Annotated in this window: 13 protein-coding genes; 4 read left to right on the top strand and 9 right to left on the bottom strand. The window is 34.3% G+C overall.

The features are described 5' to 3' along the window. Nucleotides 1–19: 19 nt before the first annotated feature. Entirely contained in the window at nt 20–478 is a 459-nt protein-coding gene (gene argR, locus HFD15_RS08720) for an arginine repressor (RefSeq protein ID WP_004254487.1), read from the top strand. A gap of 180 nt (nt 479–658) precedes the next feature. On the opposite strand, the gene murC is transcribed toward argR, so the two are convergent. The 8 genes from murC to HFD15_RS08680 form a co-directional block, all read right to left on the bottom strand. Continuing rightward, nucleotides 659–1,990 (bottom strand): UDP-N-acetylmuramate--L-alanine ligase, encoded by a 1,332-nt coding sequence (murC, locus tag HFD15_RS08715; RefSeq protein WP_025016838.1) that lies wholly within the window; start codon nt 1,988–1,990, stop codon nt 659–661. Between the two features lie 203 nt (nt 1,991–2,193). Then, nucleotides 2,194–2,787 (bottom strand): hypothetical protein, encoded by a 594-nt coding sequence (locus HFD15_RS08710; protein WP_010906281.1) that lies wholly within the window; start codon nt 2,785–2,787, stop codon nt 2,194–2,196. A 215-nt stretch (nt 2,788–3,002) separates the two neighbouring features. After that, complete coding sequence (locus HFD15_RS08705; RefSeq protein WP_017865107.1) at nt 3,003–6,107, bottom strand: DEAD/DEAH box helicase; 3,105 nt, start codon at nt 6,105–6,107, stop codon at nt 3,003–3,005. A gap of 253 nt (nt 6,108–6,360) precedes the next feature. Beyond that, nucleotides 6,361–7,296, bottom strand: a complete 936-nt coding sequence (locus tag HFD15_RS08700) for a hypothetical protein (RefSeq protein WP_039116261.1) — start codon at nt 7,294–7,296, stop codon at nt 6,361–6,363. Nucleotides 7,297–7,383: 87 nt separating this feature from the next. Next, the gene (locus HFD15_RS08695) at nt 7,384–7,665 is read right to left on the bottom strand and encodes a hypothetical protein (RefSeq protein WP_167593379.1); all 282 of its coding nucleotides are present in this window, start codon (nt 7,663–7,665) and stop codon (nt 7,384–7,386) included. 415 nt (nt 7,666–8,080) lie between these two features. Next, on the bottom strand, nt 8,081–9,784 hold the full coding sequence (spxB, locus tag HFD15_RS08690) for a pyruvate oxidase (protein ID WP_012898585.1): 1,704 nt from the start codon (nt 9,782–9,784) through the stop codon (nt 8,081–8,083). 196 nt (nt 9,785–9,980) lie between these two features. Further along, nucleotides 9,981–10,967: a serine hydrolase domain-containing protein gene (locus HFD15_RS08685; RefSeq protein ID WP_012898586.1), complete on the bottom strand. Its 987-nt coding sequence runs from the start codon at nt 10,965–10,967 to the stop codon at nt 9,981–9,983. Between the two features lie 72 nt (nt 10,968–11,039). Next, nucleotides 11,040–11,819, bottom strand: coding sequence for a CppA N-terminal domain-containing protein (locus HFD15_RS08680; RefSeq protein WP_023188612.1), 780 nt, complete (start codon nt 11,817–11,819; stop codon nt 11,040–11,042). A gap of 353 nt (nt 11,820–12,172) precedes the next feature. On the opposite strand from HFD15_RS08680, the gene HFD15_RS08675 reads away from it, so the two are divergent. After that, the gene (locus tag HFD15_RS08675; protein WP_004254455.1) at nt 12,173–12,958 is read left to right on the top strand and encodes a CPBP family intramembrane glutamic endopeptidase; all 786 of its coding nucleotides are present in this window, start codon (nt 12,173–12,175) and stop codon (nt 12,956–12,958) included. Between the two features lie 42 nt (nt 12,959–13,000). Here the strand turns inward: HFD15_RS08675 and gla are convergent, their stop codons facing one another. Further along, nucleotides 13,001–13,870, bottom strand: coding sequence for an aquaglyceroporin Gla (gla, locus tag HFD15_RS08670; protein ID WP_012898588.1), 870 nt, complete (start codon nt 13,868–13,870; stop codon nt 13,001–13,003). A gap of 171 nt (nt 13,871–14,041) precedes the next feature. On the opposite strand from gla, the gene HFD15_RS08665 reads away from it, so the two are divergent. Beyond that, on the top strand, nt 14,042–16,333 hold the full coding sequence (locus HFD15_RS08665) for a Xaa-Pro dipeptidyl-peptidase (protein WP_058207947.1): 2,292 nt from the start codon (nt 14,042–14,044) through the stop codon (nt 16,331–16,333). A gap of 1 nt (nt 16,334) precedes the next feature. Beyond that, nucleotides 16,335–17,045 (top strand): gamma-glutamyl-gamma-aminobutyrate hydrolase family protein, encoded by a 711-nt coding sequence (locus tag HFD15_RS08660; RefSeq protein WP_058207948.1) that lies wholly within the window; start codon nt 16,335–16,337, stop codon nt 17,043–17,045. The last annotated feature ends 107 nt before the right edge of the window (nt 17,046–17,152 follow it).

Below are 17,152 nucleotides of genomic sequence, written 5' to 3'. Positions count from 1 at the left end.
TATATGGTATAATTATGCTATGAAAAGAGATAAAAGATTAGAAATTATTAAAGAAATTGTGACAAATAATAAAATATCGACTCAAGAAGAGCTTCAATCTCTATTATTAGAACGCGGTGTAGAGGTAACACAAGCTACTTTATCAAGAGATATCAGAAAATTAAATATTATAAAAAAACGGGATAAAGGAGAGAGTTTTTACTCATTTTTGACTTCTGGCAATTCCAAAATTAATTCTGATTTGCAGTTGTATTTTTATAATTTTGTTATTTCAGCAAAATCTGTCGGAGCTTTAGTGGTTATTCGGACAAAATTGGGTGAGGCCGATGTGTTGGCGAATGCTTTAGATGACGAACGTGATAGTCGGACAGATATTTTAGGTACAATTGCCGGAGCAGATACTCTGCTCGTTATTTGTGCGTCCGAAAAAGCGGCAAATATTCTTACTGCAGAAATAAAGTATATTTTATTAGGATAATTTTTAAACAAATTAAGGTTCGTTTAAGCGTTTACATTTATACTCATATTACTCCCTAAATAATTTCTTCATAAACCCCTTTGATTCAAGTCGCACTCCCGTGACTTGAATTTTTTTACTGACAAAAATTGAATAAAACAAAAAAAGTACTGACCAAAAAGCTGTCAGTACTTTTTTATTTTATTGTAAGTTAGTTGAGACTTGGCTAAGTAACTTTTCAAAAGCAAGTTCATATTTTTGAATATTTCCTGCTCCCATAAAGACGTAAACCCCACGGTCATGATCCAACAATGGCGAAACATTGTCAAGATCAATTACTTTGGCTGGTTTACGAACTTTGTCAGCTAAATCTTGTGCCGTAATTTCATGATGGTCTACTTCACGTGCTGAACCGTAAATTTGAGCAAGGTAAACGGTATCCGCATGGTCAAGCACCTCTGCAAATTCGTCAGCAAAAGCAATTGTTCTAGTAAAAGTATGAGGTTGGAAAACAGCAACGATTTCACGATCAGGATATTTTTGACGAGCAGCATCCAATGTTGCTTCGATTTCAGTTGGATGATGAGCAAAATCATCAATAATGACTGTCTCACCTACTTTTTTCTCAGTGAAACGACGTTTCACTCCACGGAAAGTCAATAAGTGGTCTGCAACTTCCGTCATATCCAACCCAAGATTATGACAAACGGCTACAACTGACAAGGCATTCAATACATTGTGTTTACCATAAGCTGGAACGACAAAATGACCAATTTTTTCACCGCGGAAATAAGCATCAAAAGATGAGCCACGTGTACTTCTGACCAAATTTTCGGCACGATAATCGTCATTAGCCTCAAAACCATAATAGTAAATAGGGGCTTTGGCAGTCAATTTACGTAAGTTAACATCTTCCCCGTAAGCAAAAATACCTTTTTTAATATTATTTGCATAATCTTGGAAAGCTGAGGTGACATCTTCAATTCCTTCAAAGTAGTCAGGATGGTCAAAGTCAATATTTGTCATAATTGTATATTCAGGATGATAAGGCATGAAATGACGTTCATATTCATCAGATTCAAAAACAAAATATTCACTTCCCTCAATCCCACGACCAGTTCCGTCACCAATCAAGTAAGAAGTGTCCACGATATTAGACATCACGTGAGCTAACATTCCAGTTGTTGAAGTTTTACCATGTGCACCTGCAACCCCGATGCTAGTAAAATCTTCCATGAAATGTCCCAAAAATTCATGATAACGTTTGAATGGAAATCCATTTTTATGGGCAAATGCAATTTCAACATTGTTATCATCGCGAAAAGCATTTCCAGCAATCAATTCAAATTCAGGCTTAATATTTTTTTCGTCAAAAGGCAAAAGTGGTACGTTAGCTTGTTCAAGACCACGTTGTGTGAAAAAGTAATCTGTTGAGTCCGAACCTTGAACTTTCTTTCCCATTTGATGTAACATTAGCGCAAGTGCACTCATGCCTGAACCTTTAATACCGGTAAAATGATATGTTTTTTCCATGATAAAATTTTCTGTCAGTAATTCTACTTCTTTATCAATCACTGACAGAAATTTCCCTTCTTTTCTTACAATTATTTTTTTATTTACTTAAATTTTTATGAGCTCAAAGACACACAAAATAACTGACAAGTGATATCTCCAAAGTAAATTTTACCATAATAAAATTTAACTTTTCTGTCAGTTTTTTCATTTAAATTTGAAAATTAAACGATTCCACGGTCAAAGATATTTTTCCGCTTATTTTCAAAATAACTTCCTTTTTGTGTGTCATTAGCAGCGGCTCCATGTGGAACTGCCTTCTTCATTCCGCCTTTAGCGACTGCATCAGAAACGTTCATTCCTTGATTTTTCATATCCCGAATTGGGTTATCATTAGCTGAAGGTCGCTTATTCAAAATTGCTGATGTTGAACGACGAACTGTGATATCCTCCTTGTCCCGCTCCAATGGTGAAACATACTGTTTAGGAGGCTTTGGAAGTGTTGCTGCTGCACGTTTTGCCCGTTCTTTTGACTCGTCAACGCTAGTTTTCTTAGGCATTTTATCATAGGAACTTACGCCGTCATGATTAGAGTTTAGCGGACGATGCTGTGTGCTAAAGCTTGTTTTAGCTTTATAAGGTTTGAAACTCTCAGGTCTCTTGGCATCAGTTTTTGGCTTATTATTTTCAATTGAAGCTTCATCCTGAAGGCTGGGATTTCTTGTCAGCAACTGCTGGTTAGTAAAAATTACCCGAGTATCTTTTTGAAGTGCTTCGTCATCACCAATAACTGGAAATACCACTCTTCTTTCTACCATGTTTTGCCCTACTTTTTTATAGTTTGTTTAATCTATTAATTACATTTTAATTCTTTATGAAGATGATGAAAGTTTATCAAAGAATATTGAAAACTCTTGTCTTTCCTAGCTTTTATAAAATTTTTCTTCTACTAGATAAAATATCAAAACAAGATTTAGATTCTAAGATAACCGTTTCAATATCCATTATAGCTTAATTTCTAAGTTTTTTAAAGCTATACTCCAAGAATTTCACGAATTTCTGCTTCACTAAGGACTTTATCCACTGTATCGCCTTCTAAAACATTAGCAATTAAATCCTTTTTACGCTCTTGGATTTCCATAATTTTTTCTTCAATTGTACCTTTGGTAATCAAGCGAATGACTTCTACCGTATTTTTTTGTCCCATCCGATGGGCACGCGCAATAGCCTGTTCTTCAACAGCTGGGTTCCACCACAAATCAACCAAAATGACGACATCAGCACTGGTTAAATTAAGCCCAACCCCACCAGCTTTTAGTGAAACTAAGAAAGCATCACGACTACCAGCATTGAAGGCTTGAACCATTGAAAGTCGATCTTTAATTGGAGTAGAACCAGTCAGTTTATAAGCGGTCATTTCTTGTTCTTCCATCAATTTTTCAATATGTGGAAAAACTTTTGTAAATTGAGAGAAAATCAAAGGACGATGGCCTGAATCTTTAATTTGGGCCAATAATTCTCGTAAACGTTCAAGTTTCCCAGAACTTCCTTTATAGTCATCCATAAATAATGCTGGTGTATTACAAATTTGTCTAAGTCGTGTAATTCCTGCCAGAATTTCAATTCTTGAACGTGATAAAGCCGCACTATCCATTTCTAAAACTTGTTTTTGCATCAATTCGAGTTGTGCTAAATAGATTACTTTTTGATCATCAGCTAATTGGTTATAGACCGTAATTTCCATTTTTTCTGGAAGTTCTTCAAGCACATCTTCTTTTTTACGACGCATAATGAAAGGCTGAATCAATCTTGAGATAACAGATGGTTCCATCTTATTGAATTTTTCACGTTTTGGTAAAAAGCCTGGCATCACCACTTGGAAAATGGCCCAAATTTCTTCAATTCGATTTTCTAGTGGTGTTCCTGAAAGGGCAAAGGTATGTTCAACATTCAGAGCAGATAGTGATTTATTGGTTTTACTACTATAATTTTTGACAACTTGAGCTTCATCCAAAAGTAAGTAATTCAATTTTTTATCCTGATAGTCTTCAAAATCTTTCAAGAAGCTACCATAACTTGTGATATATATTTGATGTTTTTCTTGAATTTCTTTACTTCGCTCGGCTTTTGTCCCGTCAATAACAGCAAAATCAATCTCATCAGTAAATTTTTCAAATTCACTTGCCCAGTTATAAGTAAGACTAGCTGGTGCGGTAATTAGAACACTCTCATCTTTTTTCAGATTAGAAAGAATAAAAGTAATCGCTTGAACCGTTTTACCTAATCCCATGTCATCAGCAAGAATTCCTCCCAAATTATAATGAGAGAGCATACTCATCCAGCGAACACCCGTTTCCTGATAAGAACGCAAGGAAGCCTTAATATGTTCTGGTTTCTCGTAAGGAAACTCTTCAGGATGCGTCAAGTGTTGATAGAGTGATTTAAATTTTTCAGAGAAGGAAGCTCCACCAATATTTTCAAATATTTTAGAAATTTGGAAACTTCGATTAATATTAACATGTAAACTGCTTCCTTGAATAACAAATTGGTCGTCAAGTTCGTTTAATGCAGCTTTCAAGCGGTCAAATTTTTCATTAAAATGATAAAATTTCCCACTTTCACTGATATAAAATTCAGCATTTTCTTGTAATTTTGCAATAACATTTGCAAATTCACCATCTTCAACCTGAGGAATATCAAAGGAAATATCTAAGAGTCCTCCCTGACTATCAATATGAATTTCAGGAACTTCATCCATTCTCATATTTCTTAAAGTTGGCGATAGTTCAATCTGACCAAGTTTTTGAAAAGCAGGTAAGATTTTCAAAAAGAAATTCTCTGATAAATTTTCTGGAATATTTAATGACGAATTAAAAGCCTTAGCAAACTGCAAACGTTCCATCAGTGCAAAAATCTTTTGCTCTTTACGCAAATCTCTTGAAAATTCTAGGGTTTCTAAATCGTGGAAACTATCTATTGAGAAACTTCCATAATCAAAAGTCATTGCCAAACTAATGGTCTGATCTTCCAACAAATCAAAAGTAAATTTAGCATCAAAAGGTCTGACAACAAAATGGTCTGGCGCTTCAATCTCTCCCAAAGTTGATAATTGTTGAAGAGCCTGAGCTAATTTATCCTTATCAGCATATGAAAATTTAATTTGTGATTTTTTAGCAAATTGCTTATCTAAAACAAGGAGCAGACGCCGTTGTTCTTGATTGAGTTTATAAAATACATTATTGGCATAAAGAAGTGAATAATCATAAAAATTATGATAATCCTCACTGTAGAGTTTCAACTCGATATAATCTTGCTGACTTTCAACCTTAAATTTAAAAATCTCCGAATCATTATCAAGGGCTATAAATGTAAAATAATTGACCGTTCTACCTGTAATCTGAAGTTGATAATTCTCTAAAGCTGAAACTAAGTCCATTGCTTCTTCAAGGAATAAAAATGGAATATTAAGATAACGCCCATTTTTAATATATAAGGATTTGGTAAGTGCTTCATCGGATTTACTATCAATTTTTAAAAGAAAAGTTAAAAATTCTTGACTTGCTTCATCAAAATTATCAAAAAAGAGGTCAATATAGTGTAGAGAACCCAAAGAATACTGACTATAATTTTTTAAAGCACGTAGAAAATAAGGAATATCTTTAATAACGTATGAGCGGCCCAAATTTTTACTTCTTAATTTTAAATCAAAATACAAAAAATAATCCATTGAAAAATAATCATAAAGCTGACTATTATCCTCAATTTGAACTTCGATAGAGTATTGGTCTGTATTGAAATTTAATTGTGTCTCACCATTTACAGCATCTAAAAAAGCAACATTTTCACCAAAAAGCGCTCGTTCAGCTCCTTTGATTTCTTTGTCTTTTGTTTCCTGACTTCCTTTATCTTGATTTTTTAGATACTCTTCTATCGCTGCAATATGTTTGCAATAGCGGTGGTTTTGTTGAAAGACTGCACAAGTACAACTATCTTGCGCGCCATCTAGGTCATAACTTACCTCTTCACCATCAATTTCTGCTGTTAGTTTAAAATCAGTTTCAATTGGGTCATTTAAGAAGCCTTTCGCATAGAGGGCGATTCCCTCACTTCGCACTCGTGCCGGCATCATTCTACTCATATTTTTATATTTTTCCTCGAATCAATTATTTCAAAATTTTGCGTATATTATACCATAATTACCATTTTTTTGCTAGAGTTTTCCTCTTTCTTATCAATTTTTTCAATAAGAGCTGTTTTAGTAAAGAATATCCTCCTCTTTTTACTACTTATTCGGTGTCATGGTTTTGACTAATAATCTTATTATAACAAATATTAAAAATACCGACTAGCTGTCAGTATTTTTTAATCATCATTATTTACAAATATATTTTCTACTTTCCACGATACTTTTTCAATAAGTAAGCTGAGATGATAAGTAGTAACCCGACTCCTCCTACACCGATTGCTCCAAGAGCAGGGAGTTCTATGTTCGGTTTATTTGTTTCTTGCTTATTCTGCATCTCATTATTTTCTTCTTTTTCTTTCTCTTTTTCTTCACTTCCTCCTTCAGCTATTTTGTAATTTGCAAATACTATCCCTATTTCATCTTCCAAATCACCTCTATATTCTTTAAAGTCTTCTAAACTTCCAAACTCTAGGATTTCTGGATGAGTTGCCGAACGTTTGGCTAATCTAATATGAATGGTAGCTTTATCTGCATATCCTTGTGCCTTATCCATGTATGCCACAATAACAGTGTTGGTCTTTTGATAACCTGTAGCCACCTCCTCTTCACTTATGATATAAAGATTACCTCTAGCCATATGGTCTAAGGTTCTAGAACCCTTTTCAGTAGAAAGAGTGGCTCCTGCGTTGGCATCAATAGAAGTCTTACTACTCGTTGAAATATCATTCCCTGACAAGTCCAAAGTGTCTAGATTTAAACGCTCAAGGCTGTCAAAATCTTGAGTCGGTTCAAACTTCTCAACCCACCTTAAAGCAAATTGGGTGTCCATTGGTCTATTACTTTCTCCATCAACTTTTTTTATTGTAAAACTATGAGTAATATTAGAATGAATCTCAAAAGAAATTAAATATTCTGAGATTTTTTCTTGGAAAGATGAGTCACTTTTTACTTTTTCGACCTGAGAATCAGTACTCTCTAATGCTTTGAATTCTGGATTCTTTGTTTTAATAAGCGAAACGACACCGAGTGTACTTGGCGTTTGATTGATACTTTCTAGTATTGATTCATCTGGGGTTTCAAGTAAATCTCCACCATCAATTTCAATGTTATTATCTTCTTCATGTTCTTTAAGTTCATCCATATTTGGTGTTGTGATTATCCATTGGGAGGTTTCTCCAAAATTTGGAAATAATCCAATCGAACTTTTTTAACCAATTTATATTGAGTATCATACTATAGGCTGATTCCCTTCAAAAGAAAACTTTAACTTTAATTCTTTATCATTTTCTGTTTTATTTATTCTATAATCAATTTCCCATTCGTATTGATTTTCTAAAGCTCGCATACTATATGAGATATTGAATGATTCATCATTAATAAGCTCAACTTTATCTTTATAAATTTTTTGATTTTCTGCAAATACTTGATGACCTTGCAGTAAGTTTGGAATAAAGTTTAGAACTAAGATTATTATACTTAAACAAACCATCCATTTTTTATCATCTATCATTCCTTTCTTGCGAATTTCATATTTATCGAAATTATTTTGGTAGAATTCTACTCCTTTCTATTTTTTATCCATGCTTCATATTTGAGTTTTAGATTAAATCTTTTTGATTTATAATTTTATTATTTTCACAACCATAAACTCATTTTACATAATTATTATCTCATATTGTTCTTATTTTCAAAATTGAAACACATTGTTTTGCTTTAGTATTTATAAAAGTGCATTCGCTAAGATAATGAATAAAGCCTACAAATTCATATATAGTGACTAATAATACTATGATTTGACTTTATTTTTTTATAATCCCTATCTAACAAAAACTAATTTTATTCTAATTTATTCTTTTATTTTAATCTATATAAAAAAGACATTAGAGCTCTCTTCTAATGTCTTTTTATTCTAATATTATTTATTTTTATTCTTGAATCAATTTGCTAAATGGAATCAATCCTTGAGTTTGATATTCTTTTTCAAATTCAGCAGAATCAAGTTGCAATTGTTCAACAGGTAATGGACGATGGTCAAAGATGTTGACATTGATGACCGTTGGACGATTCGCTTCTTTAGCTTTTGCAAAAGCTTCTTTTAATTCTGACAAATTATTAACATCAAAACCTAAAGCTCCCAAAGCCGCCGCAGAAGCGCCAAAATTAGCACCTATCAAATCAATTCCTGAGTGTGGTTGTTTGGCATCATCTTGTTCTGCTTCGATAAATCCAAGGCTCTTATTGGTCAAAACAACATTGATAATTGGTAAGTTATATTTGACCTGAGTAAGAATATCAGGCATCACCATTGCCCAAGCTCCGTCACCAGAAATTGACCAAACTTGACGGTCTGGATATTGCGCTTTCGCACCAATTGCTGCAGGTAGAGCATAACCCATTGTCGCATACCAGCCACTTGTTGTAAACTTTTGATCCTTACTTGTATCGAGAAGTCTCATTCCATCAATTGTGACATTTCCTACATCAACTTGGAAAATGGCGTCATCAGTGGCCATGTCATTAATGGCTTTAAAGACAGGTTCTACTTCCAAAGGTGAGCTGTCAATGACTGAACGTTTTTCAAGCCACTCTACCCAATTTTCTTTGTCTGCTAGTGCTGCGCGATACCAATTTGTTTCTGGAAGTTGTTCTCCCACTTCCATTAATTTCTTAATTGTCAGTTTGGCATCTGCCAAAATAGCTAAATCTACTTGATGACGACGTCCAAATTTAGTTCCGTCAATATCAACTTGTATGTATTTAGCATCTTTAGGAATAAAGAAACTTTGGAATGGCATGTCTGAACCTAAGAACAAAACAGCATCTGTGTTAGACGCAATTTCTACCCCAGGTTTAGAGGCCACTCGACCAGCTGACCCCATGTAAGCAGGGGCATTGTCAGGAATAATTCCTTTTCCTAAGGCAGAACTCAAAATTGGAGCATGAAGCATTTTAGAAAGTTCTAAGATTTCCTTGCGGGCTCCTCTTGTTCCTTGACCAATATAAATCAAAGGGCGTTTTGCTTCTTTTAGTATTTTCCATGCTTCTTGGATTTTTTCAGCCGCAGGTTCTAGTGGCAAAGGTTTTTGATATAGATTAGCGCTAGAAACATAATTATCTTCAATTTCTTGCCAACCTAAATCTTTGGGAATGGTAATGACGGCAACACCACGTTTGGCATAGGCTTGACGAATCGCTTCATCAACTACTGCTGGCATTTGTTCTGCGGTCATTACTGTTCTGTTATAGACACTAACGTCAGCAAACATTGGATTTTCATTTAATTCTTGGAAATAATTAGTGTTCATTGCACTCGTTGGAACTTGACCAACCAAGGCAAGTACTGGAACATGGTCATATTGAGCATCATATAATCCATTTAACAAGTGAACGGCTCCTGGTCCTGCTGAACCAAAGGTTACTCCGATTTCTCCGGTTACTTTTGCTTCCCCAACGGCTGCTAAAGCACCCACTTCTTCGTGACGAACTTGAATGTAATTTAATGTGTCTCTTCGGTTATATAATGCGTTCATTGTCGAATCAATTGACCCACCGGGTAAACCGTAAATATTTTTGACACCCCAATCTTCAATAACTTTTAACATTGCATCTGATGCATTTATTTTTGTCATGATATTCTCCTTGCCCTTAAATCTATCAACTACTAACTACTTTGAAACTACTTTATATACTAATTTCTCCTTTCGCCGTAAGTAAATAAATTACTTTTCAAGTAAATTATAGGTCAAAAAAATCTAAATGTAAACTATTTGAGTCCAGCCATTTATTTTTTTAGTCTGTCAGCAATAACTAAAAAAGAACTGTAAACTAAACAGTACAGTTCTTTTTATTTAAGTCTTGATCTAAGGTCAAATGGCTGATTAAAAATTTTATCAAGAAGTCACGTTCTTCAATCCATTTTTCTCGATTATCTTTTAAATGGACACGATTTGATAAGAAAACGACTGCTTTTTTGATGCGAGGATTAATTAATAAAAAAGTTCCGGTATAACCAGTATGAAGCAACCAATCATCATTTGACCCGAGTAAGTCCCAAGCCAAACTTCTTTTTTTATCTCCGTCAGCATAATTTTTTGTCAGCTTTAAATATTTTTCTTCTTGAAAATAAGCTTGACTAAATAAAATTAAATCAGACATCGTTGAAAATAAGCCGGCTGAGCCACAATGATTTTTTAAAACTTGAGCTTTAGGGTCATGAACTGTTCCTACTGGGATGTTTTGACTTGTTGGTACTGCATTTTCTACTGGTCCAAAACTTGTGTCAGTCATTTTCCAGTCTTCAAATACTTGTTTGTAAAAGATTTTATCTAGACTTTCTCCATAATATTCTTCTAATAAAAAACCTAGTAAAATAAAATTAATATCTGTATATTTGAAGGTCTTATTGTCAGTAACTTTAATCTGATTAATTGCTTCTGTCAGTTCTTTTGCGTTTAGCTTATCTCTATTTTTTATGAAAGGATCAATACCAGAAGTGTGTGTCAGTAATTGCCGCAAGCTGACGCTTCTGTCAGTAAATTTAGAATAATATTTTTGAAGAGGGGCATCAATTTCTAACTTTCCTGCTAGGACAAGATTAATGACGGCTGTTCCGGTGCCCACTACTTTTGTCAAAGAAGCTAAATCCCATTTTTTTCCCTGAGTGAGCTTGATTGTTTCAGGATAAATTGCTGAATTTCCTAAAAGATACTCCTCGACTTTTTCTCCTTCAATAATTGCGAAATTGACACCTGGGAAAACGTCACACTCAATATAATCTTCGATTATTTTTAAAAATTCTTGTTGATTTTTCATGTTTCAACCTTCGTTTCTGATTTACTTTGAGTAAAAAAACTTGTCAAAAATTAACAAGTTTTTTTAAAATTATTATTTTACAAACCAAAGTTCTACATGGTCAGGAACTTCTAATGAAAAAGTTTTAGCTGAGCCATCCAAATATGTTCCGTCCACATCAGAAAATTGATGAGCAAAATCTTTCAAATCAAAATCTTTATCAATCATGAACACTAAAAACTCAAGGTCAAGTACTTCATCGGTTCCTGCAGCTAAATCTTCGCTTTCTTCAACACTAAAAGTCAAAGTTACAAAAGGAAATTCAATTTGGTTATTGATTGCTTTAAGACCAAAAACTGATTCATAAAATTCAATAATTGATTGGTTAGCAACATTCAAATCCATTGCTATAATTTCAAAATCTGACAAACCTTTAAAAGTTTTATCTTCCTCAAGCTCAATTTCTGATTTATCAATTTCTGTCAGTGATGATAAATCTGTCAGTAAATCTGATGTTACCAAAAAAAGTTCTGCTTCAGGCGAAAGTGCTGAAAAAGCAAAGCCGTTTTTTCCTTTATAGACCTTAGAAATCTTGTCCAAGTTACGAACAATTAATTGCTCAATCTCAGATGAATTAGCTTTGATCACCGTTTGCCCGTGTTTTTTCAATCCTTCGACAGGACGAAAACCTGGTGATTCTTCTAATTGAAACCGATCTTTTTTCGCTTCATGCCCACCAAGCCATACCATTGCGCCTTCTTCTACCAAGACTTTAAAGCCAAGCACTTCACGGTAGAAATCTAAATTTTCTTCACGGTTAAGCACACGATAGACTGGTTGAAAAGCGGTAATATGATTTATAATCTCGCTCATTTTAGCCTCCATTGATTACATTTACAAATAACTATCTCTTATTTTCGCAAATTTCAAGGAAATTATCAACGATTTATATCTTTTAGTTTTTCTTTCTACATTAAATGTGTAATTTTAAAATCTCAATAAAAAAACTCATAGTCGTTAACCATGGGCATTTTTAAGGATAGTTTTAAGTACATATCTAGGTACGAACAAAGTTAGACTGACCTTTTAGTGTGGTTGCCAGATATGCACATTTTTGAGGTAGCTCTATTTTACTACAATTTATTCAAGTCCAGATTAACAAAAGTTATCAACAAAAATGAAATATTTTCTTCTGCTGACAGCTATTACTATGCTATAATATTGACATGTTTAATATAGAAAAACTTCAATCATTAGCCAAATATCGTTGGGTAATTGTAATTATTTTGGCGCTACTTTTTTCAGCCTTATCTGTCAGTATTTTTCATTTGCCATTTTTAATGACAGCTCTCGTATTATCGATTGTTGGATTAATTTTTGCTTATCACAAATCAGTTTGGTTGGTGCTCTTTATTTTATCTAACTTACCAATGCTTGCGACAACCATTTTTGCTTATCAGCACCATTTCACAACCTTAGATACCGTCATCTTTTTCATTATCTTTTTACTTACGATTATTTCTTCTTATCTGATTGCTCGTAAAGCTGATATTATCCCTAAAATAAGTTGGAAATATTTTCCTCCTTTAAAAATAATAATTGGTTTTGCTTTGCTTTTTCTTGTCTCTATTCTGACAGGAATTTTTGCTCAAATTATCAATCAAAGTCCAACAACCAGTAATCAAGATTCACTAAACGAATTACAAAAAGTGATTCCAATTGCTGTCTTTGCGACCCAAACACTTGCTGCTGGTTTTTTAGAGGAACTTGTTTATCGGGTAGGAATTTTTGAAGTCATTTTCAAAAATCAAAAATATTTTGCTTTTTTAACGGCATTGCTCCTTTTTGCTTACATGCATGGTCCTACTGACCTCTACAGCTGGTTAACTTACGGTTTAATGAGTCTCGTGCTTACCAGCCTTTATGCTAAATATCGCAATTTTTATCTTAATATGAGCGTCCATCTTCTTTGGAATCTCTTTGGGTTAGTAATTGCGCTTGTGCTTAAATAAAAAAATTACTGACAGAAATTCTGTCAGTATTTTTTTTATTTTTTAAAGATAAATCATTTTAAATAGAGCTACGGCTGCAAGTGATGCAAGAATTGGTGCCAAAACTGGAACCCATGCATACCACCATTTAGAAGAACCTTTTGCTTCACCCAAAACTGATTTTGGTAAGAGACTGTGAACCAAACGTGGACCAAAGTCACGCGCTGGATTCAAACCAGGTCCTGTAGGACCGCCAAGAGCGACTACAAGTCCCATAACAAGGAATCCTAAGAATAAGTGAGCAACCATTTTAGAAGCTGAAGCTCCTGAGGCTTGAACCCAAATCTGATTCATAATGTCTGATGAAGAAACATCTGCTCCTTGACCTTTCAAGTAGTTTGTCATCCAAGTAATTGATTGACTACCAAAGAAGATATTTGTCGCAGCAACTGCTCCGAAGAACAAGACGAATGATCCAACAAATTCATTCAAGAAACCATTAATTGTGGCTCCCAAACGAGTTTTTTCATCATTGTCATCAACATTATCGATTGTTGAGAAAGTTCCAAGAATAGCATTTGGATTTTGTGTTTTAAGATAGTATGGGCGATAAACCATAACAATCAATAATTGTCCAAACATCGCACCTAAAACTTGCGCAATAATATATTGAGCAACATGTGCCCAAGGAAAAAGTCCTGAGGCTGCAAGTCCAAGTGTGAAAGCTGGATTAATTTGTGAAGTAATATTACCGAAAGCAACTGCTGGTAGCATTACACCAAGTCCATAACCCCAACCAATAATCATCCAAGATTGTGCGTGAGCTTTTGTACCTTTAAGTTCAACGTTGGCAACCGCACCATTACCCATGATGATGAGTAGCGCAGTTCCGACAAATTCAGTGATATATTTCACTGTCCATGTAACATCCATTTTTTATGGAACCCTCCAAAATTTGATTTTAATATAATAACCTCAGCTATTATATCAGAAAAGCGCGCTTGCTTCAAATATTCATTGGAAATTAGACCCTTTTAGTCTGATTATTTACTGAAAATTTGCTATAATTAAAAGAATTATCATGCTTTTTATGGAGGACTTAAGATGCGCTTTAATCATTTTTCAATTGTTGATAAAAACTTTGATGAACAACTAGCAGAACTTGATCAGCTTGGGTTTCGTTGGTCTGTTTTTTGGGATGAAAAGAAAATTTTAAAAGATTTTCTCATTCAAAGTCCTACTGATATGACTGTTTTACAAGCAAATACTGAGCTAGATGTCATTGAATTCTTAAAATCCTCTATTGAATTAGATTGGGAAATTTTCTGGAATATTGCTTTGCAACTTCTTGACTTTGTTCCAAATTTTGATTTTGAAATAGGAAAAGCAACTGAATTTGCTAAAAAACTTAATCTTCCACAAAGGGATGTTGAAATGACAACTGAAACTATCATCTCTGCTTTTTACTATTTACTTTGTAGCCGTCGTAAAAGCGGGATGATTCTTGTTGAACATTGGGTTTCAGAAGGTCTTCTTCCTTTGGATAATCACTATCACTTTTTCAATGACAAATCATTGGCAACTTTTGATTCTTCGCTCCTTGAACGTGAGGTAGTTTGGGTTGAAAGTCCAGTTGATACTGAGCAAAAAGGAAAAAATGACTTAATTAAAATTCAAATTATCCGTCCAAAAAGTACAGAAAAGCTTCCGGTTGTGATGACCGCAAGTCCTTATCATTTGGGAATCAATGAGAAAGCAAATGATTTAGCGCTTCATGAAATGAATGTTGATTTGGAAAAAAAGGACAGTCACAAAATTCATGTCCAAGGAAAGCTTCCACAAAAACGTCCATCTGAAACCAAAGAACTTCCTATTGTAGATAAAGCACCTTATCGCTTTACTCATGGTTGGACTTATTCTTTAAATGACTACTTTTTGACGCGTGGTTTTGCTTCTATTTATGTGGCTGGTGTTGGAACGCGTGGCTCAAATGGCTTCCAAACTTCAGGCGATTATCAGCAAATTTATAGTATGACTGCTGTCATTGATTGGTTAAATGGCCGAACTCGTGCCTATACTTCTCGTAAAAAGACGCATGAAATTAAGGCCACTTGGGCAAACGGAAAAGTAGCCATGACTGGAAAGTCATATTTAGGAACGATGGCTTATGGTGCTGCTACTACTGGAGTCGATGGACTTGAAGTCATTTTAGCTGAAGCTGGAATTTCTTCTTGGTATAATTACTATCGTGAAAATGGTCTTGTCCGTTCTCCTGGTGGCTTTCCTGGTGAAGATTTAGATGTGCTTGCTGCACTGACTTACTCACGAAATCTTGATGGTGCTGATTATTTAAAAGGAAATGATGAATACGAAAAACGTTTAGCAGAAATGACCACTGCTTTAGACCGTAAGTCTGGTGATTACAATCAATTTTGGCATGACCGAAATTATTTAATCAATTCTGACCAAGTTAAAGCTGACGTCCTAATTGTTCACGGCTTACAAGACTGGAATGTTACACCCGAACAAGCTTATAATTTTTGGCAGGCTCTGCCAGAAGGTCATGCCAAGCATGCCTTTCTACATCGTGGGGCTCATATTTATATGAATTCTTGGCAATCCATTGATTTTTCTGAGACAATCAATGCTTATTTCTCTGCCAAATTATTAGATAGAGATTTAAATTTAAATCTTCCACCCATTATTTTACAGGAAAATTCTAAAGAACAAGTTTGGTCAGCTGTCAGTAAATTTGGGGGCGATGACCAGCTCAAACTCCCTCTTGGGAAAACGGCGGTTTCTTTTGCTCAATTTGATAACCACTATGATGATGAAAGCTTCAAAAAGTATTCTAAAGATTTCAATGTCTTTAAAAAAGATTTATTTGAAAATAAAGCTAACGAAGCTGTCATTGATTTAGAACTTCCTTCTGAGTTAACAATTAATGGTCCAATTGAACTAGAAATCAGACTAAAATTAAATGATAGTAAAGGGCTCTTATCTGCTCAAATTCTTGATTTTGGTCCCAAAAAACGGCTGGAAGATAAAGCAAGAGTAAAAGATTTTAAAGTTCTTGACCGTGGCCGAAACTTCATGTTAGATGATTTGGTTGAACTTCCTCTTGTCGAAAGTCCTTATCAGTTGGTCACTAAAGGATTTACCAATCTCCAAAACAAAGATTTACTGACGGTCAGTGATTTAAAAGCTGACGAATGGTTTACGCTCAAATTTGAACTACAACCAACGATTTATCATTTAGAAAAAGCGGATAAACTTCGGGTCATACTCTATAGTACTGACTTTGAACATACGGTTCGTGATAATCGTAAAGTGACTTACGAGATTGATTTATCTCAATCCAAACTCATTATTCCTATTGAAAGTGTGAAAAAATAAGATGGCAATTATTGGAATTCTTGGAACTCCTTACAATACAGTTGAACAATCCCCCTTTTGGTGGAACAAAGTAAGCTATACTCGTCAATCATTTATTGATGTTTTTCAGGATTTAGGTCATACTGTGATTATTCTTCCTGTTGACAAAACCGAAAATATAAAAAATTACCTGACACTGGTAGATAAAATTGTACTGACTGGTGGGGCAGATGTCAGTCCTTATCTATATGGTGAGGAGCCTAATGCTAAATTAGGAACAACTGATCCGATTCGTGACCGTTTTGAGCTTGCCACAATCAAAGCTGCTCTAGAAGCAAATAAACCTATTTTGGGCATTTGTCGTGGCCTACAGTTACTCAATGTTTATTTTGGCGGAAGTCTTTATCAAGACTTGAGTCAAACTTCAAGTCAGATAAAACATCTCCAAAGTCCAACACCACAAGAAATTCCAACTCATCATATTAGTGTTGAACAAGAAAGTGCCTTGGGCTTCTTGCCTGAAAATTATATGGTTAATTCTTTCCATCATCAAGTCATTAAAGATTTGGGCCAAGGCTTGACGGCCATTGCTCATGGAAACGATGGCTTAGTTGAAGCGATTGAAAATAAAGAAAAACATGTGCTTGCTGTCCAATGGCACCCAGAATGTACTTGGGAAACTGAGCATTTTGATAAGAAAATTTTTGAAATTTTCGCTAACGGAACCATATAAAAGTTAAAAAACCGTCATAAATCTTTTTTATGGTGGTTTTTTTAAGATTATGTTAATATTATGTCTATATTAAAAGTCAGCTCACTCGTAACCAACTTCCAAATTTA

The sequence above is a fragment of the Lactococcus sp. EKM203L genome, assembly GCF_011800585.1.
Classification (GTDB): Bacteria; Bacillota; Bacilli; order Lactobacillales; family Streptococcaceae; genus Lactococcus; species Lactococcus lactis.
The sequence above is the reverse complement of the archived record's forward strand: the minus strand, read 5'-3'. Positions and strand labels throughout refer to the sequence as shown.

Excerpts from the sequence above, each read along its gene's own strand:
- argR (WP_004254487.1), top strand. The coding sequence starts at position 20 with ATGAAAAGAGATAAAAGATTAGAAATTATTAAAGAAATTGTGACAAAT.
- murC (WP_025016838.1), bottom strand. The coding sequence starts at position 1,990 with ATGGAAAAAACATATCATTTTACCGGTATTAAAGGTTCAGGCATGAGT.
- HFD15_RS08710 (WP_010906281.1), bottom strand. The coding sequence starts at position 2,787 with ATGGTAGAAAGAAGAGTGGTATTTCCAGTTATTGGTGATGACGAAGCA.
- HFD15_RS08705 (WP_017865107.1), bottom strand. The coding sequence starts at position 6,107 with ATGAGTAGAATGATGCCGGCACGAGTGCGAAGTGAGGGAATCGCCCTC.
- HFD15_RS08700 (WP_039116261.1), bottom strand. The coding sequence starts at position 7,296 with ATGGATGAACTTAAAGAACATGAAGAAGATAATAACATTGAAATTGAT.
- HFD15_RS08695 (WP_167593379.1), bottom strand. The coding sequence starts at position 7,665 with ATGATAGATGATAAAAAATGGATGGTTTGTTTAAGTATAATAATCTTA.
- spxB (WP_012898585.1), bottom strand. The coding sequence starts at position 9,784 with ATGACAAAAATAAATGCATCAGATGCAATGTTAAAAGTTATTGAAGAT.
- HFD15_RS08685 (WP_012898586.1), bottom strand. The coding sequence starts at position 10,967 with ATGAAAAATCAACAAGAATTTTTAAAAATAATCGAAGATTATATTGAG.
- HFD15_RS08680 (WP_023188612.1), bottom strand. The coding sequence starts at position 11,819 with ATGAGCGAGATTATAAATCATATTACCGCTTTTCAACCAGTCTATCGT.
- HFD15_RS08675 (WP_004254455.1), top strand. The coding sequence starts at position 12,173 with ATGTTTAATATAGAAAAACTTCAATCATTAGCCAAATATCGTTGGGTA.
- gla (WP_012898588.1), bottom strand. The coding sequence starts at position 13,870 with ATGGATGTTACATGGACAGTGAAATATATCACTGAATTTGTCGGAACT.
- HFD15_RS08665 (WP_058207947.1), top strand. The coding sequence starts at position 14,042 with ATGCGCTTTAATCATTTTTCAATTGTTGATAAAAACTTTGATGAACAA.
- HFD15_RS08660 (WP_058207948.1), top strand. The coding sequence starts at position 16,335 with ATGGCAATTATTGGAATTCTTGGAACTCCTTACAATACAGTTGAACAA.